At 67.5% G+C, this 20,889-nt stretch carries 16 protein-coding genes; 10 read left to right on the top strand and 6 right to left on the bottom strand.

What is annotated here, in order from left to right:
- Positions 1-7: 7 nt before the first annotated feature.
- Positions 8-520 carry a histidine phosphatase family protein gene (locus H276_RS0108265; RefSeq protein WP_019970828.1) on the bottom strand — a complete coding sequence of 171 codons (513 nt, stop codon included), beginning with the start codon at positions 518-520 and terminating at the stop codon, positions 8-10.
- A gap of 120 nt (positions 521-640) precedes the next feature.
- Here H276_RS0108265 and H276_RS0108260 point away from each other — a divergent pair, with 120 nt between their 5' ends.
- Genes H276_RS0108260 through H276_RS0108250 form a run of 3 tightly spaced genes read left to right on the top strand, consistent with a single transcriptional unit; the run spans position 641 to position 5,707 of the window.
- A complete protein-coding gene (locus tag H276_RS0108260; protein WP_019970827.1) occupies positions 641-1,792 on the top strand; it encodes an exonuclease SbcCD subunit D in 1,152 nt (383 codons plus the stop codon).
- Positions 1,789-4,416: an AAA family ATPase gene (locus tag H276_RS0108255; RefSeq protein ID WP_019970826.1), complete on the top strand. Its 2,628-nt coding sequence runs from the start codon at positions 1,789-1,791 to the stop codon at positions 4,414-4,416. The genes H276_RS0108260 and H276_RS0108255 overlap by 4 nt, the downstream gene beginning before the upstream one ends.
- A 52-nt stretch (positions 4,417-4,468) precedes the next feature.
- Positions 4,469-5,707 carry an alpha/beta hydrolase gene (locus tag H276_RS0108250; RefSeq protein WP_019970825.1) on the top strand — a complete coding sequence of 413 codons (1,239 nt, stop codon included), beginning with the start codon at positions 4,469-4,471 and terminating at the stop codon, positions 5,705-5,707.
- On the opposite strand, the gene H276_RS0108245 is transcribed toward H276_RS0108250, so the two are convergent.
- From H276_RS0108245 to H276_RS0108230, 4 genes are all read right to left on the bottom strand, one after another.
- Positions 5,697-7,364 (bottom strand): ABC transporter family substrate-binding protein, encoded by a 1,668-nt coding sequence (locus H276_RS0108245; protein ID WP_019970824.1) that lies wholly within the window; start codon positions 7,362-7,364, stop codon positions 5,697-5,699. The genes H276_RS0108250 and H276_RS0108245 overlap by 11 nt on opposite strands.
- Before the next feature lie 72 nt (positions 7,365-7,436).
- A complete protein-coding gene (locus H276_RS0108240) occupies positions 7,437-9,293 on the bottom strand; it encodes an ABC transporter ATP-binding protein (RefSeq protein WP_019970823.1) in 1,857 nt (618 codons plus the stop codon).
- Positions 9,290-10,222 (bottom strand): ABC transporter permease, encoded by a 933-nt coding sequence (locus H276_RS0108235; RefSeq protein WP_019970822.1) that lies wholly within the window; start codon positions 10,220-10,222, stop codon positions 9,290-9,292. Before H276_RS0108235 ends, H276_RS0108240 begins: the two co-directional genes overlap by 4 nt.
- Positions 10,219-11,196 carry an ABC transporter permease gene (locus tag H276_RS0108230; protein ID WP_019970821.1) on the bottom strand — a complete coding sequence of 326 codons (978 nt, stop codon included), beginning with the start codon at positions 11,194-11,196 and terminating at the stop codon, positions 10,219-10,221. Before H276_RS0108230 ends, H276_RS0108235 begins: the two co-directional genes overlap by 4 nt.
- A gap of 201 nt (positions 11,197-11,397) precedes the next feature.
- On the opposite strand from H276_RS0108230, the gene H276_RS0108225 reads away from it, so the two are divergent.
- The gene (locus tag H276_RS0108225) at positions 11,398-11,640 is read left to right on the top strand and encodes a hypothetical protein (protein WP_019970820.1); all 243 of its coding nucleotides are present in this window, start codon (positions 11,398-11,400) and stop codon (positions 11,638-11,640) included.
- Here the strand turns inward: H276_RS0108225 and H276_RS0108220 are convergent.
- A complete protein-coding gene (locus H276_RS0108220) occupies positions 11,634-12,071 on the bottom strand; it encodes a hypothetical protein (protein ID WP_019970819.1) in 438 nt (145 codons plus the stop codon). The genes H276_RS0108225 and H276_RS0108220 overlap by 7 nt on opposite strands.
- 172 nt (positions 12,072-12,243) lie before the next feature.
- Between H276_RS0108220 and H276_RS0108215 the strand changes: the two genes are divergently transcribed.
- The 6 genes from H276_RS0108215 (at position 12,244) to cysD (ending at position 20,882) form a co-directional block, all read left to right on the top strand.
- The gene (locus tag H276_RS0108215) at positions 12,244-12,948 is read left to right on the top strand and encodes a response regulator transcription factor (protein ID WP_026356719.1); all 705 of its coding nucleotides are present in this window, start codon (positions 12,244-12,246) and stop codon (positions 12,946-12,948) included.
- Positions 12,926-14,551, top strand: a complete 1,626-nt coding sequence (locus H276_RS0108210; protein ID WP_019970817.1) for a cell wall metabolism sensor histidine kinase WalK — start codon at positions 12,926-12,928, stop codon at positions 14,549-14,551. Before H276_RS0108215 ends, H276_RS0108210 begins: the two co-directional genes overlap by 23 nt.
- A 4-nt stretch (positions 14,552-14,555) precedes the next feature.
- Positions 14,556-16,412 carry a glycosyltransferase family 39 protein gene (locus H276_RS0108205; RefSeq protein ID WP_019970816.1) on the top strand — a complete coding sequence of 619 codons (1,857 nt, stop codon included), beginning with the start codon at positions 14,556-14,558 and terminating at the stop codon, positions 16,410-16,412.
- 55 nt (positions 16,413-16,467) lie between these two features.
- A complete protein-coding gene (locus tag H276_RS0108200) occupies positions 16,468-17,775 on the top strand; it encodes a bifunctional glycosyltransferase family 2/GtrA family protein (RefSeq protein ID WP_019970815.1) in 1,308 nt (435 codons plus the stop codon).
- A gap of 27 nt (positions 17,776-17,802) precedes the next feature.
- Complete coding sequence (locus tag H276_RS0108195) at positions 17,803-19,725, top strand: glycosyltransferase family 39 protein (RefSeq protein WP_026356718.1); 1,923 nt, start codon at positions 17,803-17,805, stop codon at positions 19,723-19,725.
- Positions 19,726-19,952: 227 nt separating this feature from the next.
- On the top strand, positions 19,953-20,882 hold the full coding sequence (gene cysD / locus H276_RS0108190) for a sulfate adenylyltransferase subunit CysD (RefSeq protein WP_019970813.1): 930 nt from the start codon (positions 19,953-19,955) through the stop codon (positions 20,880-20,882).
- Positions 20,883-20,889 lie beyond the last annotated feature (7 nt).

Genomic DNA, 20,889 nt, shown 5'->3' with positions numbered 1-20,889 from the left:
CCCGCTCTCACCGCGGGATGTGGAAGGCGACCAGTTCGGCTCCGCCCAAACCCAGTTCGTGCCACGGGCTGGGCGTCTGCAGCACCGCAATGGCCGACGTGGGGAACTTCAGCGAAATCTCTTCGGCCGCTGCGGTATTGCTGCCATCGGACAGCCCGAGCGCTGTCGCCGAGATGGCCGGCTCGTGGCCGATCAGCAAGACCGTCGACGCGTCTGCACCGAACAGTGACTCGACGCCGTTGACCACATCGATCAAGGTGCCCGGCGTCGCGTCGTAGAGGCGGTCGACGTAGCGCACCGGTGCGTCGAGCCCGGTGCGGGCCAAGGTTTGCCGGGTACGGGCCGCCGTCGAACACAGCACCGCGTCGATCACCGGGACATTGGCCCTGATCCAGTCGCCGGCCAGCGCAGCCTCCCGGCTTCCCCGGGCCGCCAACGGGCGCTCATGGTCGGTGACTCCGTCGGGATAGTCCGACTTGGCGTGACGCAACAGCAGCAGGGTGTTGGTCCGAGTGCTCATCGGATGAGGTTATCGGGGCATCCGGCGCTGGGCCATGCCGATGCACCTACCGGGACTTGTCGGCGCCCGGCCCTACACTCGCCTTGCCTGACGATGAACGGACCGAAAGGACGGGCTGCGATGCGTTTTCTGCACACCGCCGACTGGCAGCTCGGTATGACTCGGCACTTTCTCAACGGTGAGGCGCAGCCACGATATTCGGCCGCTCGCCGGGACGCGGTGGCCGCGTTGGGTGCGCTCGCGGCCCGCACGGGAGCCGAGTTCGTGGTGGTGGCCGGCGACGTGTTCGAGCACAACCAGTTGGCTCCCCGTGAGGTCAGTCAGTCGCTGGAGGCCATGCGTGCCGTCGGTGTTCCGGTGTACCTGCTTCCGGGCAACCACGATCCGCTCGACGCGTCATCGGTGTACACCAGCGCGCTGTTCCTCGCCGAGCGTCCGGACAATGTCGTCGTGTTGGACCGCGTCGGTGTGCACACGGTACGGCCCGGCCTGGAGATCGTCGCGGCACCATGGCGATCGAAGTCGCCGACCACCGACCTGACCGGTGACGTGCTAGCCGGCCTGCCTGCCGACGGCGTGACCCGCATCGCGGTGGGCCACGGTGGGGTCGATGTGCTCGATCCGGACAAGGACAAGCCCTCATCGATCCGACTGGCCGCCCTCGAGGCCGCGGTGGCTCGCGGTGCAGTGCATTATGTGGCCTTGGGGGACAAGCACTCCCGCACCGAGGTTGGCTCGACCGGGCGGGTGTGGTACTCGGGGGCCCCCGAGGTCACAAACTATGACGACATCGAATCCGATTCGGGCCACGTACTTCTGGTCGACATCGATGAGACCGACCCGCAGCGTGCGGTGCAGGTCGGATCGGAACGGGTGGGCCGATGGCGGTTCGTCACTCTGCGCCGCGACGTGGACAGCGACCGCGAGGTGGCAGACCTCGACATCAACCTCGATCAGTTGGGCGACAAAGAACGCACCGTCGTGCGGCTCGCGCTGACCGGCTCGCTGACGGTGACCGCCAAGGCGGCGCTGGACGCGTGCCTCGACAAGTACGCCCGGCTGTTCGCGGCGCTGACGTTGTGGGAGCGGCACACCGACATCGCGGTGCTGCCTGCCGACGGTGAGTTCGATGATCTGGGCCTTGGCGGGTTCGCCGCGGCGGCGGTCGACGAGCTGGTCGCCACCGCGCGTTCCGACACCGATGGTGCCGAGGACGCGCGGGCCGCGCTCGGGCTGCTGCTGCGTCTGGTCGACGGTAGGGGAGCGGCATGAAACTGCACAGGCTCGTCCTGACCAATTATCGCGGGATCACCCACCGGGAGATCGAGTTTCCCGATCACGGTGTCGTCCTGGTCAGCGGCGCCAACGAGATCGGCAAGTCGTCGATGATCGAGGCGTTGGATCTGCTGATCGAGGCCAAGGACCGTTCGACCAAGAAGGACGTCAAGCAGGTCAAGCCCACACATGCCGATGTCGGCGCCGAGGTTACTGCCGAAATATCCACCGGCTCTTACCGTTTCGTGTACCGCAAGCGGTTCCACAAGCGGGCTGAGACGCAGCTGACGGTGCTGGCGCCGAAACGCGAACAGCTCAGCGGCGACGAGGCCCATGAGCGGGTCCTGGCCATCCTGAACGAAACCGTGGACACCGCGCTGTGGCAGGCGCAGCGGGTGCTGCAGTCGGCGCCGACCGCGCCGGTCGACCTGTCCGGCTCGGATGCGCTGGCCAGGGCACTGGATGTCGCTGCAGGCCAGACTGTTTCGCTCTCAGGCGACGAGCCGCTGCTCGTCGAGCGCATCGACACCGAATATGCGCGGTATTTCACCGCGACGGGCCGGCCCACCGGTGAATGGGCGGCGGCGGTCAAGCGGCTGGCCGAGGCGGACCAGGAGGTGGCCCACTGCGCGGCCGCGGTGGCCGAGGTCGACGACGCGGTACGCCGGCATGCCGAGCTGACCACCGAGGTGGACCGCCTGGCCGATGAACGGGCACAGGCCACGGTGCGGCTGACTGCGGCACGTACGGCCGCTGACGCGGTTGCGACGCTGACGGCCCAGCTCAAGGAGGCCGAGGTGGTGGCCGCGGCGGCCCAAGCCACCCACGGCGCGTCGATGTCGGCGCTGACCGAACGCCGTCGGCTGCGCGCCGACATCGACGAACGCATCGCGACGATCACCGAACTGACCGCCGCCGTCGTCGCCGCGGAGGCCGCCGCTGAGACGGCGCACCAGGTCCACGAGGCAGCCGAAGACGCCGCCGACCTGGCTCAGGCCGCGGTACACGATCGCGCGGACCGCGTCGACGCTGCCCGCGCCATGCTCGATCGCCTCGCCGCGCACGAAGAGGTCGAGCGGCTGGCGGTCCGGCTGGGCCGGATCGACACCGCTGCGCGTGACGTCGACCGGATCAACCACGAGCTCGACTCCATTGCCCTCGACGACGCGTCGATGCGGGCCATCGAAGCCGCTGCGGTCGCCGTCGAGCGGGCCGCCGGGCAGGACGAACTTGCTTCGGCGCGTATCGAACTCGTCGCTGCCACCGACATCGCGGTTCGCGTGGGCGACACCGACGTGGTGCTCGACGCCGGTGCCCGGTGGTCGACGAGCACCACCGCGCAGACCGAGGTCGAGGTGCCCGGCGCGCTGAAGCTGACAGTGGTGCCGGGCACGCCGGCGGCCAAGACCAGGGCCAAACTCGCCGCAGCGCAGGGTGTGCTGGCTACCGCGTTGTCCGCGGCCGGTGTCACGGATGTTGCCTCCGCCCGGGCGCTCGACGAGCGTCGGCGCGAGCTCATCGGGGCCCGGGGCCGGGCGCGGGCCACCGTGGACGCGTTGACCGGTGATGACCGGGTGACCGAGTTGCGGGCTCGGCTGGAGGCCCTCGGCGCGGACCAGCCGGCCGAAGCGGCGCTGTTCGACCTCGAGGGACCGGCCGACATCGCCACGGCCAGAACCGAACTCGAGGCGGCCGTCACGGCCCATCGGCAGGCGGTCGTCGACGCCGACACCCATCGCAAGGTGGCGACCTTGGCCACCCGGAAGCTGTCCGAGTCGACCACCGCCGTCACAGTGCTGCGCGAGAAGCTCACCGCGGCACAGGCCGAGCTGACTGTGGACACCGCGCGGCTCGCCGCGCAGCGCTCGGCCGTCGCCGACGACGAGTTGGCGCTGACGGCGCAGGCCGACGGCGATCGAGCCACGGCGGCCGCGGCGAGCGTCGCGGCCTTGCAAGGGGAACTTGCAGGCACCACACCGGATCTCGTGAAGGCCGAACTGGAAGCAGCGGTGCGCAACGCCGAGAGCCTCGGCGTCCGTCATGACGCGGCGGTCGACGCACTGCGTGAGGTCGCCGCCCAACTGAAGGTGTACGGCACCGAGGGGCGCAAGGGACATCTGGACGCCGCCGAGACCGAACGTGAGCATGCCACGGCCCAGTACCGGCAGGTGCACCGCCGGGCCCGGGCGGCCGAGATGTTGCGGTCGGTGATGAGCCGGCACCGAGATGCCACCCGGCAGCGTTACGCCGACCCGTTCCGGCTCGAGGTGCAGCGACTCGGTCGGCTGGTGTTCGGTGAGGACTTCGACGTCGATGTCGACAGTGATCTGCGGATCTGCACCCGCACGGTATCGGGCCGCACAGTGCCGTACGAGTCTCTTTCAGGAGGCGCCAAGGAGCAGTTGGCCATCGTGTCCCGGCTGGCCGGGGCCGCGCTGGTGGCCAAGGAAGACAACGTGCCGGTCATCATCGACGATGCGCTCGGTTACACCGATGCCGAGCGGCTGGTGAAGATGGGCGCGGTGTTCGATGCGGTCGGTGGTGACGGCCAGGTGATCGTACTGACCTGCAGCCCGCAGCGTTACGCCGGAGTTGGAGCCGTCCACCACATCGAGTTGTAACTGGCCGGAACCGGCGCGCAGGTGGCCGGCATACGCGGCACAATGGAGCGCGATGACGATGAACTCGAAGCGTCGGCGCAGGCATGCCAAACTTGCGGCGCAACCCGGCGTCCGCGCGGTCCGGCGGCCGCTGACACCTGGCAGCGACGAGCACTTCAACCTCTATTACGTCCGGTCAGGCCGCGAATCCGGTCATCCGGTGGTGATCATCCCGGGTGGTCCGGGTGTGGCCTCGATCCTGTCCTACCGCGGGTTGCGGCACCGCGCGGCGGCCCGCGGGGCCGACGTGATCATGGTCGAGCACCGGGGTGTGGGGATGTCGCGCCACACCGACGCGGGCGCGGATCTGCCGCCCGAGGCCATCACCGTCGACCAGGCCGTCGACGACATCGCCGCGGTCCTCGACGACGCCGGGGTGTCCACCGCATTTTTCTACGGCACGTCGTACGGCACCTACCTCGCGTCCGGCATCGGCGTGCGCCACCCGGAACGAGTCGAGGCGATGGTCCTGGATTCGCCGCTGCTGTCCACCGGCGACATCGACGCCATGCGGAAGGCCATCCGCGATCTGCTCTGGCACGGTGCGGATCCTGAGACCTCGGCGCTGGCGCCCAAGGTCCGCGAGCTCGCCGATGCCGGGGTCTTCAGAACGGCCGGCGGTCAACTCGCCGGGGCGCTGTACGGCTACGGCGGTGCAGACCTGCTCGACCGGGTGCTCGACCTCCTGCTCGGCGGACACACCATGGTGTGGTCGGTGTTGCGTCGACTGGACCGTATGTCCACGCGAAAAGTGCCGTACCGCAACGAGTCCGATCTGGTCGGTCGCATCGCATTCCACGAGTTGAACTTTGCGGGCATCCCCGACGGCCTGCCTCTGGACCCGGTGCTCGACCTCCATCTCGGCGGGCACGCCGAGCGTTACGAACCATTCGAGGCCGAGCCCTACGATCTGGTGGCAGAGATGCCGAACTTCCACTGGCCCACCGTCGTGGTATCCGGCGGACGCGATCTCACCACGCCGCCCGCAGTCGCCCAGCGCATCGCCGAGTTGGTCCCCGACGCCGTGCTGGTACCGATGCCCACCGCCGGGCACAGCGTCCTCGACACCCGTGAACGGGCCGCCCTCGCGGTAATTGACGCTGTGCGCGATGGTGCGGCCGAACAACTTTCGGCTGCCGCGCCGGAATTGGACGCGCTGCCGGTACGGGCCGGCCTGCGGCTGGCCGCGTCCGTGATCGCGGTGGGGGCCACCCTCGAGTCGGTGTTGCCGAACCGCGTGGCTACTTCATGAAGCCGATCTTGGTGTAGTCGGCGTCGGCCAGCCCGAAGGCGCCGAAGTTGGCCAGATTGCTGCGTACCGCGACGTTTCCGGGTGACTGGAACAGCGGCAGGCTGAACACCTCGGCGAAGAGCATCTTGTCCAGTTCGTTGGCCAGGGCCCGCGCCTTGTCAGGATCGAGCTCTTGCAGCGTCTGTTCGATCTTCGCGTCGATCTCCGGGCTGCCGATCTTGCCGAAGTTGCTCGCGCCGTTCTGGGTATAGATCTGGGTCAGCGACCCCAGCGGGAACGCGTCACCGAGGAAGCCGAACTGCGCGATGTCGAAGTCGCCCTTGTTGATGTAGTTGGTGAAAAACCCGTTGCCGGGTTTGGTGTCGATGACGAGCTTCACCCCGATCTGAGCAAGAGTGTTCTGCGCGACCTGCGCGACTTGGCGGGTAGTGCCCGCGTCGTAGAGCACGTCGCGGACCACCAGCGGCTTGCCGTCCTTCTCCCGGAACTGCCCGTTGAGCTTCCAGCCCAGGGCGTCCAGTTCGGACTTGGCCTTCTCGGGATCGAACGCCACCTCGGCGCTGTTGTCCTGATAGCCCTTCTGCCCGGCGACGTAGATGTGGTTGTTCAACGGCACCGGATTGTCCGTGAGGCCGCGCTGGGTGATGTTGGCGATGGCTTGGCGGTCGATGCCCTTGGCCACGGCCTGGCGCAGCGCCTTATCGGCCAGGATGGACCCGGGAGCGCCGTTGAACGTGAAGTGGTACCAGCTCGGGCTGGGGGCCCGGCGGATCGAGATCCCCGGGGTGTTGCGCGCGATGGTCAGCTCGTCCAGTGACGCCGTCCCGGTGGCATCGATCGCATTGTTCTGCAGCGCCGGGATGCGCGCCGCGTCGTCGAGCACCGAGAACGTCATACTGTCCAGCAGCGGCGGGGTACCCCACCACTTCGGGTTGCGGGTCAAGGTGATTCGTTGTGCACCTCGGTCGATATTGGACACGATGAACGGGCCTGCTGACGGGCCGGGCCCGTTGAGCTGGCCCTTGTTGAAGACCTCGGGGTCGGCGGTCATGCTCTTGGGCAGCAACCGGCCGTTGCCGGCGAACATGCCCCGCCAATCCGCGTACGGCTCGGCGAACGTCATGATCGCCTGCCGGTCGTCGACCCCGCGGGTGACCGAGGCGACCCGTTCGCTGCCGTTGGGTGCGGCGATGATGAACGCCGGGTTCTTCCCGTTGGTCGCGTCGACCTGTGACTTGATGTCCTCCCAGGTGATCGGGGTGCCGTCGGACCACACGGCCTTCGGATTGATCGTGTAGGTGACCACCTGCGGGTTGGTGGAGGTCAGTTCGACGTTGGTGAAGTAGTCGGTATAGACCTTCGTGGTGCCGTCGGCGGCGACGACGAACGCCCGCGGCAGCGTCGGCTTGGACAGCGAGCCGACATCACCGGTATTGCCGTCGAGCTGCAGCGGGTTGAAGTTGGACGGGAACTCGGTGAGTGCCAGCCGCAGGTTGCCACCTTGTCTGAGGTTTGCCACATCCTGAGGGTTGACGTCGCTCGTGGTGCCGATCTCGGCATTACCGCCGGCCGAAGGGACCTCATGGTCGCCACCCGAGCACGCGGTCAGCGTGAGTGCGGTGGCGAGGGCGGCGATGGCGAGGCGACGCAGGTTCATCCTGTTCACCCCGCCGATGCTAGAGGTAGCAACGCGGGGCCGCGGCGTGACCCCGATTCTCAGGCGCCGAAATCAGCTCGGCCGGGGCTGCGGCACCGCCGACAGCAGCCGCCGGGTGTATTCGTGCTGAGGGTCGGCGAAAATCTTGTCACCCGAGCCTTGTTCGACGATCGCGCCCTGATACATGACGGCCACGTCGTGCGCGAGATGCTTGACCACCGACAGGTCGTGGGAGACGAACAGATAGGACAGGCCGAGCTCGTCCTGCAGGTCGAGTAGCAGGTTGATGATGCCGGCCTGGATCGACACGTCGAGGGCCGACACGGGTTCGTCGAGCGCCAGGATCTTGGGCTGCAGCGCCAGCGCCCGGGCGATGCCGATGCGTTGTTTCTGCCCGCCGGAGAACTCCGCCGGGTAGCGGCTGGCGTCGGCGCGCCGCAACCCGACCACCTCGAGCAGCTCGGCCACCCGCTCATCGGTGTGGTGCTTGTCGAAACCGTTGGCGGACAACGGTTCGGCGAGCACGTCGAAAACCGGCAGGCGGGGATCGAGCGAGGCCACCGGGTCCTGGAAGACGACCTGCAGGTCGGTGCGCATCTCACGCCGGGTGTGACGGTCCAGGGCCGCCACGTCGGTGCCCAGCACCTCGATCGAACCGGATTGCGGCGCAGTCAGATTCAGAATCTGGTGCAGCGTGGTGGATTTACCGGACCCGGATTCACCGACGATGCCCAAGGTGCGGCCCTGCCGCAGTTCGAAGCTGACGTTGTCCACCGCGCGGACCTCGCCGACCTGCCGGCGGAACACCACGCCCTTGGTGAGCCGGTAGGTCTTCTCCAGATCGCGCACCCGCAGCACCACGGGCGCATCGGTGGGCGGCACCTGCGTGCGGGCCGCCGGCACCTGGTAGATGTCCGAGGCGCTGCGGCCGCGCACCTTGTCGGTGCGGATGCACGCCGCCCGGTGGCCCATGAGCCGATGGTCCTCCTCGCGTGCGGCGCCGGTCACCGTCACCAATTCGGGCTCAGCCGCACGGCAGTCGTCGATCGCCAGCGGGCAGCGCGGTGCGAACGGGCAGCCGTGCGGTGTCGCGGTGAGCGACGGGGGAGCGCCGGGAATCGGCACCAACCGCGTGCCCTGCGGTGCGTCCAGCCGCGGCACCGAGCCGAGCAGGCCGATCGTGTAAGGCATTCGCGCGTCGCGGTACAGCTCGCCGACCGTTGCGTCCTCGACGGCGCGCCCGGCATACATCACCAGGGCCCGGTCGGCGAACTCGGCGACGACCCCCAGATCGTGGGTGATGATCAGCACGCCCGCACCGGTGACATCTCGCGCAGTCTTGAGTACGTCGAGGATCTGGGCCTGCACGGTGACGTCCAGCGCCGTCGTAGGCTCGTCGCAGATCAACAGATCGGGATCGTTGGCGATCGCGATGGCGATGACCACGCGCTGGCGTTCGCCGCCGGACAATTCGTGTGGGAAGGCCCGCGCCCGGCGTTCCGGTTGTGCGATGCCGACCAGCTCCAGCAGTTCGACCGCGCGGGCCCGAGCCGCCCGCCGCGTGAGATCGCGGTTGTGCACCTCAAGTGCCTCGGCAATCTGATCGCCGACCGTATAGACGGGGGTCAACGCCGACATCGGATCCTGGAACACCGTGCCGATGGCGTTGCCCCTGACGCGTGACAGCTCCGCGTCCGATTTCCCCAGTAGCTCTTCGCCGCGCAGCCGCACCGATCCGGACACCTCGGCGAACTCGGGCAGCAGGCCCACCACCGACATGGCGATGGCCGATTTCCCGGCACCGGACTCGCCGACGAGGGCCACCACCTCGCCGGCGGCGACGTGAAAGTCCACGCCGCGCACGGCGGCCACCGGATCAGCGTCGGTCGGAAACGTCACCGTCAGATCGCTGACCTCGAGCAGGCTCATGTGCGCTTCTTCCGCCGCAGCTGGCCGCTGCCCGGATCGAGCGCGTCGCGCAGGCCGTCACCGGCGAGGTTGGCGCACAGGATGATCAGCACCAGGACACCGGCGGGGAAGAGGAACACCCACGGAAAAGTGGTAGCGGATTTGGTGCCGTCGGCGATCAGCGTGCCCAGCGACACATCAGGCGGCTGGATGCCGAAACCCAGGAAGCTCAAGCCGGTTTCGGCCAGGATCGCGATGCCGACATTGAGCGCGGCGTCGATGATCAGCAGCGACGCCACATTCGGCACGATGTGGCGCACGATGATCCGCCAGCTGCGCACGCCCATATACCGTGCGGCGACGACGAATTCGCGCTCGCGCAACGTCATCGTCATACCGCGCACGATGCGCGAGCTGATCATCCAGCTGAACAGTGAGAACAGCACGATCAGCCAGAAGACGCGATCGGACTGGCCCAGTCGCGGAGTGACGATCGCGATCAGGATGAAGCTGGGCACCACCAGCAGCACGTCGACCACCCACATCAGTGCCCGGTCGCGCCAGCCGCCGAAATAGCCTGCGATCGAACCGACCGTGGCGGCGATGACCGTCGAGATGAGCGCCACGCAGACGCCGATCAGCATGGATTTCTGCATGCCGCGCAGGGTTTGGGCCAACAGGTCCTGGCCCAGTGCGTTGGTGCCGAACCAGTGCGTGGTCGACGGCGGGGTCTGTAGCGCGTAGTAGTCCAGGTCGGTGTAGTTGTACGGCAGCAGCGGGGGCAGGGCGTAGCAGCCGACGAACATCACCGCCAGCACGACCAGCGCCGCCACCGCCGGTTTGTTCCGCATGAACCGGCGGAAGACGAGCGTGCGCCGGGTGGCGAACTCCTCGGTGTGCAGGCCCGAGCGCGCCGACGTCGCGGTCTTCGCGGCAGAAGCGTCGCTCATGTCACCCGCACTCTCGGATCAAGGGCCGCATAGATGACGTCGGACAGCAGACCGGCCAGCAGCACGACGGACCCGGTGAAAACCGTGATGGCGGCGATGATGTTGGTGTCCTGCGTCGCGATGCCCTGGACCACCCACTCGCCCATACCGTGCCAGCCGAAGATCTTCTCGACGAACACCGCGCCCGTGACCAGCCCCGCGATTCCGTAGGCGAACAGCGTGGCCATCGGGATCAGCGCGGTGCGCAGACCGTGTTTGAACAGCGCTTGTCGCCGGGTCAGCCCTTTGGCTCGCGCGGTGCGGATGAAGTCCTGGCCGAGCACGTCGAGCATGGCGTTGCGTTGGTAGCGGCTGTATCCCGCGATAGCCGACAGGGCCAGCGTGAAGGTTGGCAGCGCGAGGTGCTGCAACCGGTCGACGAACTGGTCGAGGCTGCCGCCGACGACGTCGGGGGACGTCTCCCCGGTGTATTCGAACAGTCGCACGCCCAGTATCGAATTGACGTCGAGCGCGGCCAGAATCAGCAGGTTGGCGATGACGAAGGTCGGGGTGCTGATCACCAGCAGGGACAGCAAGGTGATGACCCGGTCGGAGAGCCGGTACTGGCGGATCGCGCCCCAGGCCCCGACGACGACGCCGATCACGGTGCCCAGTACCGAACCGATGACCAGCAACCGCAGGCTGACACCGATACGGCGCCACAGTTCGTCGGATACCGGTTGTCCGGCCACCGTGGTGCCGAAGTCGCCGCGAACCGCTCCCGCGGCCCAGTCCAGGTATCGGATCGGGATGGGCTTGTCGAGGCCGAGTTCAGCCGCCTTGGCATCGATGGTGGACTGCGGCGGGCGCGGATTGCGCTGCAGCAGGCTGTCGAGGGGTTCGAAGGCGTACGAGGTCAAGGTGAACGTCAGAAACGACGCCAGCGCCAGCAGCACGATGTAGTTGAGCAGCCGGCGCGCCAGGAAGCGCGTCATCCGGTTGGTCCCTGCTGCATGGGACACACAGTAGAAGAGGCTGGCCCCGACTGCCCTCAAGGTACGGGTCCGGCGCGCCCGTAGCCGGCTGGTTGGGAATTTTCAGCGCGCGCCCAGCGTCTTCAAAGATGTGGCGGGTTGACTGGATACCACCTGGCGATTTCGCCAACGCTGACTGAAAGATCAATCAAGGGGCGAGTCATGACCAACGGAAAGCCTGACAACGTGAAGTTCGTCGCTGCGATTGCCGGAGGCGCCGCAGTCGTCGCGCTCGGCGCGCTGGGCTTGATCAGCCACCAGCAGCCATCCGCCGTCGCGACCAGCACCATGAACATCGGGTCGACCGTTACCGAGACCACCCCGCCCACAGCGCCCGCCACTTCGATGGCTGTACCCGGGATCAAGGGATACACGCCACCAGAAGGCTTCGCGACAACTCACTGACCCGGGGCTTCGGTCTCGCCGATGCTGCTCACGGTCGCTGTCGTGCCGGAGCGTGTCGCCCGGACGAGCACGTGGTCGTTGACCGCCCACGTCGGTTTCAGCGTCGACGGCAGGGTGTAAGCCTGACTGAACCCGTCGGTGCTTGCAACTGTCACCGAATCGGCCGTCAACGCCGTGATCACGCCGACCTGGGTGAGGTCTGTGGTGTAGCCACCGTGCCCGTCCTGACGGACGGATTCGCTGTGAACCGTTGCGGCGTCGGCGTTGTCGCGCATGGGCCGACCCCAGGGCGGGGGACCGTCGCCGTGGTGGCCGGGTGGGCCGGCTTCACCCATGCCCGGGGAATCGGTCGCGGCGTATACCGCGGCGCCGCCGAGTCCGGCTATCGCCGCGGCGATACCGACGGCGGCGACCGTTAGCCTCATGCTCATGGCACCTACCGTGCAGGTGTCGTCTGTGCGTCGGCTGTGAATGAAGTCAGCGGCAGATGAGCGCGAGTCTCACAGCTGGGGCATAGATGCCCCACAGTCATGGCTCATCACTTCACCGAATAATGGGTGTGTGCCTGCAGCCGTCAACGACAACGAACCTGCCCGTGCCGTGATGCGCCGCGCCGATGGCAACCCGATCCAGGTGCTCGTCGTCGACGACGAGCCGGTGCTGGCCGAACTGGTGTCGATGGCGTTGCGCTACGAGGGCTGGGATATCGCCACCGCCGGTGACGGTGCGACCGCCATCGCCGCGGCCCGCGAAAGCCCGCCCGACGTGGTGGTACTCGACGTGATGCTGCCCGATATGAGCGGGCTGGAGGTGTTGCAGAAGCTGCGTGAGCAGATCCCAGGACTGCCGCTGCTGCTGCTCACCGCGAAGGACTCGGTGGAGGACCGGATCGCCGGTCTGACCGCGGGCGGCGACGACTACGTCACCAAACCCTTCAGCCTCGAAGAGGTCGTGCTGCGATTGCGTGCCTTGCTTCGGCGCACCGGCGTGACCAGTGAGGATGGCGGCGCAAAGATCGTCGTCGGCGACCTGGTTCTCGACGAGGACAGTCACGAGGTGACCCGTGCCGGTGAGCCCATCACGCTGACCGCGACCGAATTCGAACTGCTGCGCTTCATGATGCGCAATGCCAAGCGGGTGCTGAGTAAGGCCCAGATCCTCGACCGGGTGTGGAGCTACGACTTCGGTGGCCGCTCGAACATCGTCGAGCTCTACGTGTCGTATCTGCGTAAGAAGATCGACAGCGGCCGCGAACCGATGATCCACACACTGCGCGGCGCGGGTTATGTCCTCCGCCCCCCGCGCTGAGGTCCCGGAGTTGTCGGCGTCGGGCGTAAGGCCGTCGGGAACCAAGTGGTGGCAACCACGGACCTGGTCGCTGCGCCGGCGCCTGGTGCTGACTCAGGTGGCCCTGCTCGCTGTGGTGTGCGTCAGCATCGGTGTCGCGACCGAGTTTGCGCTGCAACGGTTCTTGATGAACCAGCTGGACGATCAGGTGATGGAGGCCGGCCGCCGGTCGGCCGCCATCTACGAGCTGCCGCCGCCCCCGATGATGTTTCCGACGATGGAGCGGCACCATCTCCTGTTCGATCCCGAGCGTGGCCCCGGGCCGGGATTTCTCAACGCGCCGGGCCAGGCCGCCCGCACGGTCGGCGCGGTCGTCGCGCCCGACCAGCCGATCGACGCCGGGGTGATCACCTCCGACGGGGATCGTGTCTTCGTCAGCGCCGCGGCCGCCGACCAACTGGGCCAGGTAGCGCCTGATCACACCCCGAGGACCATCGACCTGGACGGGCTCGGGCGATACCGGGTGATCGGGCTGCATCCCCGTCACGGAGGCCGACAGATCATCGTCACGGGGTTGCCCACCGCGGTGGTGGACGACACCCTGCTTTGGGTGCTCGGCATGTTCGCGGTGCTCGCCGTCGTCGCGCTGATCGCCGCGACGCTCGGCGGGATCCTCATCATCAGGCGCCAACTCGCCCCGCTGTCAAGGGTTTCCGCGGCAGCGCGGGCTGTGGCCGATCTGGAACTGGACCGCGGCGAGGTGCGGCTGCCCACCCCGATCGTCAAGGTCGACCCGGCCAGCGCGCACACCGAGGTGGGACAGCTGGGCACGTCGCTGAACCGCATGCTCGACCGGATCGCGAATGCCCTCTCCGCCCGGCATGCCAGTGAAACCCGCGTGCGCCAGTTCGTCGCCGACGCCAGCCACGAACTGCGGACGCCGCTGGCTGCCATCAGGGGTTACACCGAGCTTGCTCAGCGTAAACGCGACGATCTGCCTGTCGATGTCGCTCACGCGATGAAGCGCGTCGAATCCGAGACCGTGCGCATGACTCAGCTGGTCGAGGACATGCTGCTGCTGGCGCGTCTCGATGCCGGGCGGCCGTTGGAGCGCGAGTCGGTGGACCTGTCCCGGCTGGTCGTCGACACCCTCAGCGATGCACACGTCGCCGGACCGCAGCATCAGTGGTCGCTGGAGTTGCCCGATGACCCGGTGGTCGTGGACGGTGACGAGGCCCGGTTGCATCAGGTGTTGGCCAATTTGCTGGCCAACGCGCGGACCCATACCCCGCCGGGAACCTCTGTCACCGTGACTCTCGAACCCGATCACGACGGGTCGGTTGCACTGACCGTCGCCGACGACGGGCCGGGCATACCGCAATCGCTGCAGCCCGAGGTGTTCGAACGGTTCGCCCGCGGGGACTCGTCGCGGTCACGGCGGGAGGGCAGCACCGGGCTCGGATTGGCGATCGTCGCCGCCGTCGTCAAGGCGCACGGCGGCACCATCAAGGTGCGCAGCGCCCCTGGTGCGACGGCGTTCACCGTTCGCCTTCCCCGTGTTCAGCCCTCACAGTCGACGCACAGGTCGGACCAATCGGACACCAAGTTGCCATCGCAACGATGAAAGGGTGAGCCTGGTTGCTGTCGACCCTGTCGTGGAAGAGGTTGGGGCACAGGAACAGCCCCTGAAACTGCACATGGCCGGCCGCGAACGCCTGGCGTTGGCGGCACTGTTGGTGACCACCGCGGCGTTGTACCTGTGGAACCTGTCGATCAGCGGTTGGGCCAACGCGTTCTACTCCGCCGCCGCCCAGGCGGGCAGCAGCAACTGGACCGCGATGCTGTTCGGCTCGAGCGACGCCGCGAACGCCATTACCGTCGACAAGACGCCGGCCGCCCTGTGGATCGTCGACATCTCGGTACGGCTGTTCGGGCTGAACCCGTGGAGCATCCTGGTACCCCAGGCACTGGAGGGTGTCGCGGCCGTCGCGGTGCTCTACGCGGCGGTCCGCCGGGCCGCAGGGCCCGCCGCGGCACTGCTGGCCGGCACCGTGCTGGCGCTGACGCCGGTGGCCGCGTTGATCTTCCGGTTCAACAATCCCGACGCGCTGCTGGTGCTGCTGCTGGTCGTGGCGGCCTACTGCGTGCAGCGCGGCATCGAGAAAGACGCGACCCGGTGGTGGTTCGTCGGGGCGGGCGCGGCCGTCGGCTTCGGCTTCCTGGCCAAGATGCTGCAGGCGTTCCTGGTGTTGCCGGGATTGGCCGCTGCGACGCTGATCGCGGGTGATCGGTCCATGCGCCGGCGGGTGGGTGATGTCCTGGTGGCCGGTGCGGTCATGGTGGTCAGCGGCGGGTGGTATCTGCTGCTGGTCGAGCTGTGGCCTGCGTCCTCGCGGCCATACATCGGCGGGTCGCAACACGACAGCATCGTCGAACTGGTGTTGGGCTACAACGGTTTCGGCCGACTCACCGGTGACGAGACCGGCGGGCTGGGCAACATGAACTTCGACGCGGGCGCCGGGCGGCTGTTCGGCTCGCAGATGGGTGGCGACATCGCCTGGCTGCTGCCGGCAGCACTGATCTGCCTGGTCGCTGGACTTGTCATCACCCGGCGTGCACCCCGCACCGATCGCACCCGGGCTGCACTGCTGCTGTGGGGCGGCTGGCTGATGGTCACCGCGGTGGTGTTCAGCTTCATGAGCGGAATCGTGCACCCGTACTACACGGTGGCGCTGGCGCCTGCCGTCGGTGCGCTCATTGGTATCGGTGCGACTTTGATGTGGCAGCGGCGCAACGACATTCGTGCGGCCACCGCGATGTCGGGCACGGTGCTGGTCACGGCGATACTGGCCGCGATACTGCTGGCCCGCAACGGCGACTCGATGCCGTGGCTGCGCGGGGCGGTCGCGGTCGGCGGAGTGGGAGCGGCCGCGCTGCTGCTGATGAATAGATGGCTGGACCGCCGGGCGGTGCCTGCCGTGGCGACCCTGGCGCTGCTGTCCTGTCTCGCCGGGCCCGCGGCCTATGCGGTCGCGACCGCGGCCAATCCGCACAGCGGCGCCATTCCTTCAGTAGGACCGTCGCGCGGCGGCGGATTCGGTGGCATGTTCGGTGCGCCCGATCCCGGTCCCGCTCTGACAGCGAGGCTCTCGGCCGGCGCCGCGGACTACACCTGGGCGGCGGCGGTGGTCGGTTCGAGCAATGCGGCCGGATACCAATTGGCCACGGGCGCACCGGTTATGGCTGTCGGCGGCTTCAACGGTACGGATCCGGCGCCGACTCTCGACGAGTTCATAGGCTATGTCGATCAACACCGGATCCACTACTTCATCCAGAGCCGGATCATGGGTGGCTTCGGTGGACGTACGACCAGTGGCAGCCAGGATGCCTCCGACATCGCCGACTGGGTCGAGAACCACTTCAACGCCGTCACCGTCGACGACGTGACCATCTACGACCTGACGCAACGTGGCCAGAACACATAGCCGGCGCATAGCTTCGCCCAACGGGGAACACACACCACCGGAGAATTCTGAAGACATGACAGAAATCGCCACGCGGTCGGACTTCCACTTCGACGCTGATTACGACACCGCTTATGACGGCGACGTACCCGCGGGCCGGTTCCATTTCGCGTCGCGGCCCAATGCCGCGGTGGCCGCCCGCGCCGCGGGGGTCCCGGTACTCGATGTGGTGGTGCCGGTCTACAACGAACAAGCGGCGCTGGCGCATTCGGTGCACCGGCTGCACCGCTACCTGCGGGAAAACTTCGCCCTGCCGACCCGCATCACCATTGCCGACAATGCCAGTGTCGACGACACCCCGCTGATCGCCGCCGAACTGGCCGCCGAACTCAGCGATGTGCGCGTGGTACGGCTGGAGCAAAAAGGCCGCGGGCGCGCCCTGCACGCGGTGTGGTCCACGTCGGACGCTCCGGTACTGGCGTACATGGACGTCGACCTGTCCACCGATCTGGCCGCACTCGCACCGCTGGTGGCCCCGCTCATCTCCGGCCATTCGGATCTGGCGATCGGCACTCGGTTGAGCCGCGGCTCGCGGGTGATCCGCGGTGCCAAGCGCGAATTCATCTCGCGCTGCTACAACCTGATCCTGAAATCGACGTTGTCGGCCCGGTTCTCCGACGCACAGTGCGGTTTCAAGGCGATCCGCGCCGACGTCGCACACGAGCTGCTGCCGTACGTTGCCGACACCGGCTGGTTCTTCGACACCGAGTTGTTGGTGCTGGCCGAGCGCAGCGGCCTGCGCATCCACGAAGTGCCCGTGGATTGGGTCGACGATCCGGACAGCCGGGTCGATATCGTCGCCACCGCCACCGCAGACCTCAAGGGCATCGGCCGGCTGTTGCGCGGGTTCGCCAACGGCTCGATTCCGGTCAATGCCATTGCCGCCCAGATCGGTTCGTCGCGCAAATCGGCGCCGCCGAGATCCCTGCTGCGTCAGACGGTGCGCTTCGGAGCCGTCGGCGTGGTGTCCACGCTGGCCTACCTGCTGCTGTTCGTGGCGCTGCGGGCGGGCCTGGGTGCGCAGGCAGCAAACTTGGTCGCGCTGTTGGTGACGGCGATCGGAAACACCGCCGCCAACCGGAGGTTCACCTTCGGCATCGCCGGTGCAGGAAACGTCACGCGGCATCATCTCGAGGGCCTCATCGTGTTCGGCATAGCGTTGTCGATCACCAGCGGCTCACTGGGTCTGCTGCACTTGCTGACTCCGGTCCCGCACCGCGCAGTCGAACTCGGCGTGCTGGTGGCAGCGAACCTGGTGGCGACGGTTGTCCGCTTCGTGCTGTTACGCGGCTGGGTGTTCCACCCGTCCCGGACGCGACGCTGAACCGCCAGAGCAGAAAGACGACGGAAGATGTTGACTATCCCTGATTCACAATTGGATGCCGTGACGGTACCCGATGAATCCGCGGCCCCGGTGCAGCCCCGCTGGGTGCGCCCCTCCTACTGGGCACTGCTCGCGGCCACCGCGGTGCTGTACTTGTGGGGGCTCGGCTCGGCAGGTTGGGCCAACAGCTACTACGCCGCCTCCGCACAGGCCGGCACCCAGTCCTGGAAGGCCTGGCTGTTCGGATCGCTGGATCCCGGTAACGCCATCACGGTCGACAAGCCTCCGGCGGCGATGTGGGCAATGGGCTTGTCCGGCAGGCTGTTCGGCTTCAATGAGTTCACGATGCTGCTGCCGCAGGCGCTGATGGGTGTGGCCGCGGTGGCCGTGCTCTACGCGACCGTGCGGCGCAGCAGCGGTCCGGGTGCGGCGTTGATTGCGGGTGCGGTCCTCGCGCTGACCCCGGTGGCCACCGTGATGTTCCGGTACAACAACCCCGATGCGCTGCTGGTGCTGCTGCTGGTCGTGGCCGCCTACTGCATGGTGCGCGCGATCGAGAACGGCGCCACTCGTTGGGTCGCGCTGACCGGTGTCGTGGTGGGCTTGGCCTTCCTGACCAAGATGCTGCAGGCGTTCCTGCCGCTGCCGGGCCTGGCGCTGGCGTTTCTGGTCGCCGCCCCCATCCCGCTGTGGAAGCGCATCGGCGCGCTGGCCGTCGGGGTGGCGACGATGATCGTGTCTGCCGGCTGGTACATCGCCCTGGTGGCGCTGTGGCCTGCCGACTCCAGGCCGTACATCGCGGGCTCGAGCGACAACAGCCTGCTGCAGCTGGCCTTCGGTTACAACGGGATTGACCGCATTGTCGGGCAGAACCAGCCGGGTGGTGGGTTCGGCCCCGGTCCGGGCGGTGGTGGGCCGAACCTGTTCTTCGGCGGTCAGGCCGGCATCAGCCGCATGTTCGGGCAGTCGATGGGTACCGAGGCCTCTTGGCTGCTGCCTGCGGCGCTGATCGGGCTGGTGGTCCTGCTCTGGCTGACCCTGCGAGCCGCGCGCACCGACAAGCTCCGCGCCGGCGCACTGCTGTGGGGTGGTTGGCTGCTGGTCACCGGTGCGGTGTTCAGCTTCATGGACGGCATCATCCACCCGTACTACACGGTGGCGTTGGCTCCGGCGATCGCCGCGCTGGTGGGTATGTCGGTGGCCGCACTCTGGCCGCTGCGTGCACAGCTGCTGCCACGGCTGGTGCTCGCAACGATGTTGGCGGCCACGGGAATCTGGGCCTTCGCCCTACTCGACCGCACGCCGGAGTGGCTGCCTGCGCTGCGATGGATCGTCGTCATCGGTGCCGTTGCGGTCGCGGTGGTGCTGGCCGTCGGCGGCCACCGGCTGGGCCGCGCGACTGCGGTGGTGGCCTTGGCGGCCACGGTGTTCGGGCTCGGTGCGACTGTGGCCTACTCGATCGAGACGGTGGTGAGCAGTCACAGCAGTGGGCCGATGCCGACGGCAGGGCCCAAGCAGGGCATGGGGTTCGGCGGTCCGGGCGGACATGGTGGGCCAGGTGGGCCCGGTGGGCCCGGTGGGCCAGGCGGGTTCGGCAAGACCGACGACGCTGCGCTGGGTGAGCTGATGACGGGGCTCAACAACCGTTGGGCCGCAGCAAGTGTCGGCTCGATGATGGTCAGCGACCTGGAGCTCAAGACCGGTGCTTCGTTGATGGCGATCGGTGGATTCACCGGCGGTGACAACTCGCCCACCTTGGCCCAGTTCCAGCAGTACGTCGCCAACGGTGAGGTGCGGTACTTCTTCGACCGGCCCGCCGGTGACCGTGGTGGTCCGCCGCACGACCCGCACGGCAGTGCCGGTGACATCACCAACTGGGTCAAGGCGCACTTCACTCCGCAGGACATCGGCGGGATCACCGTCTACGACCTGCAGCACCCGCGCGCGTAACTTTTCTCCCGCGAGCAGACGCGGAGGTATCCCGACACGCCGGTGTTGAGGAGCCTCCGCGTCTGTTCGGCGATTTCACACTCGCGAGCGGGTCGCTCTACCGCATGGCGATCACCGCTGTGCCCCTTGCCACGGAGCGGCCGGACGTTGACACATGCCCAGGCGGCTCGATAGATTCCAGCGATGCCCATAATCCCGGTCATTTCTACCAACTTAATAGGGAAGTTATGACCACCGTGCTGAAGTCCGACACACAGGCGGGGCACTACGAGCTGAGCCATCTGCGCTCGCTGGAAGCCGAAGCCATCCACATCATCCGCGAGGTCGCGGCCGAGTTCGAGCGGCCGGTGCTGCTGTTCTCGGGCGGCAAGGACTCGATCGTGATGCTGCAACTGGCGATCAAGGCGTTCAAGCCGGGCCGCCTGCCGTTCCCGGTGATGCACGTCGACACCGGGCACAACTTCGACGAGGTGCTGCAGACGCGCGACGAGCTGGTCGCCGAACACGGCGTGCGGCTCGTGGTGGCAAAGGTGCAGGACGACGTTGATGAGGGACGCGCGGTCGACAACGGTCCGTCCCGCAACCCGCTGCAGACGGTCACGTTGCTGCGCGCCATCCGGGAGAACAAGTTTGACGCCGCATTCGGCGGGGCCCGTCGCGACGAGGAGAAGGCGCGCGCCAAGGAGCGCGTGTTCTCCTTCCGCGATGAGTTCGGCCAGTGGGACCCCAAGGCGCAGCGCCCCGAGCTGTGGAACCTGTACAACGGTCGCCACCACAAGGGCGAGCACATCCGTGCCTTTCCGATCTCCAACTGGACCGAGTTCGACATCTGGTCCTACATCGGTGCGGAAAAGATCAAGCTGCCCACGATCTATTACGCGCACCAGCGCAAGGTTTTTGAGCGCGACGGCATGCTGCTCGCCGTACACCGTCACCTGCAGCCGCGCAAAGATGAGCCGGTGATCGAGAAGTCCGTGCGCTTCCGCACCGTCGGCGACGTCACCTGCACCGGCTGCGTCGAATCGACGGCGGCCACGGTGTCCGAGGTCATCGCCGAGACCGCGGTGTCGCGGTTGACCGAGCGCGGCGCGACGCGTGCCGACGACCGGATCTCGGAGGCGGGTATGGAAGACCGTAAGCGCGAGGGGTACTTCTGATGGGGCG

It is taken from the genome of Mycobacterium sp. 141, assembly GCF_000382405.1.
Classification (GTDB): domain Bacteria; phylum Actinomycetota; class Actinomycetes; order Mycobacteriales; family Mycobacteriaceae; genus Mycobacterium.
This window is presented reverse-complemented; position numbering and strand designations above follow the sequence as displayed.

Bases quoted from the DNA above. Each gene is read 5' to 3' on its own strand.
- H276_RS0108265 (WP_019970828.1), bottom strand. From the start codon at position 520: ATGAGCACTCGGACCAACACCCTGCTGCTGTTGCGTCACGCCAAGTCG.
- H276_RS0108260 (WP_019970827.1), top strand. From the start codon at position 641: ATGCGTTTTCTGCACACCGCCGACTGGCAGCTCGGTATGACTCGGCAC.
- H276_RS0108255 (WP_019970826.1), top strand. From the start codon at position 1,789: ATGAAACTGCACAGGCTCGTCCTGACCAATTATCGCGGGATCACCCAC.
- H276_RS0108250 (WP_019970825.1), top strand. From the start codon at position 4,469: ATGACGATGAACTCGAAGCGTCGGCGCAGGCATGCCAAACTTGCGGCG.
- H276_RS0108245 (WP_019970824.1), bottom strand. From the start codon at position 7,364: ATGAACCTGCGTCGCCTCGCCATCGCCGCCCTCGCCACCGCACTCACG.
- H276_RS0108240 (WP_019970823.1), bottom strand. From the start codon at position 9,293: ATGAGCCTGCTCGAGGTCAGCGATCTGACGGTGACGTTTCCGACCGAC.
- H276_RS0108235 (WP_019970822.1), bottom strand. From the start codon at position 10,222: ATGAGCGACGCTTCTGCCGCGAAGACCGCGACGTCGGCGCGCTCGGGC.
- H276_RS0108230 (WP_019970821.1), bottom strand. From the start codon at position 11,196: ATGACGCGCTTCCTGGCGCGCCGGCTGCTCAACTACATCGTGCTGCTG.
- H276_RS0108225 (WP_019970820.1), top strand. From the start codon at position 11,398: ATGACCAACGGAAAGCCTGACAACGTGAAGTTCGTCGCTGCGATTGCC.
- H276_RS0108220 (WP_019970819.1), bottom strand. From the start codon at position 12,071: ATGAGCATGAGGCTAACGGTCGCCGCCGTCGGTATCGCCGCGGCGATA.
- H276_RS0108215 (WP_026356719.1), top strand. From the start codon at position 12,244: ATGCGCCGCGCCGATGGCAACCCGATCCAGGTGCTCGTCGTCGACGAC.
- H276_RS0108210 (WP_019970817.1), top strand. From the start codon at position 12,926: ATGTCCTCCGCCCCCCGCGCTGAGGTCCCGGAGTTGTCGGCGTCGGGC.
- H276_RS0108200 (WP_019970815.1), top strand. From the start codon at position 16,468: ATGACAGAAATCGCCACGCGGTCGGACTTCCACTTCGACGCTGATTAC.
- H276_RS0108195 (WP_026356718.1), top strand. From the start codon at position 17,803: ATGTTGACTATCCCTGATTCACAATTGGATGCCGTGACGGTACCCGAT.
- cysD (WP_019970813.1), top strand. From the start codon at position 19,953: ATGACCACCGTGCTGAAGTCCGACACACAGGCGGGGCACTACGAGCTG.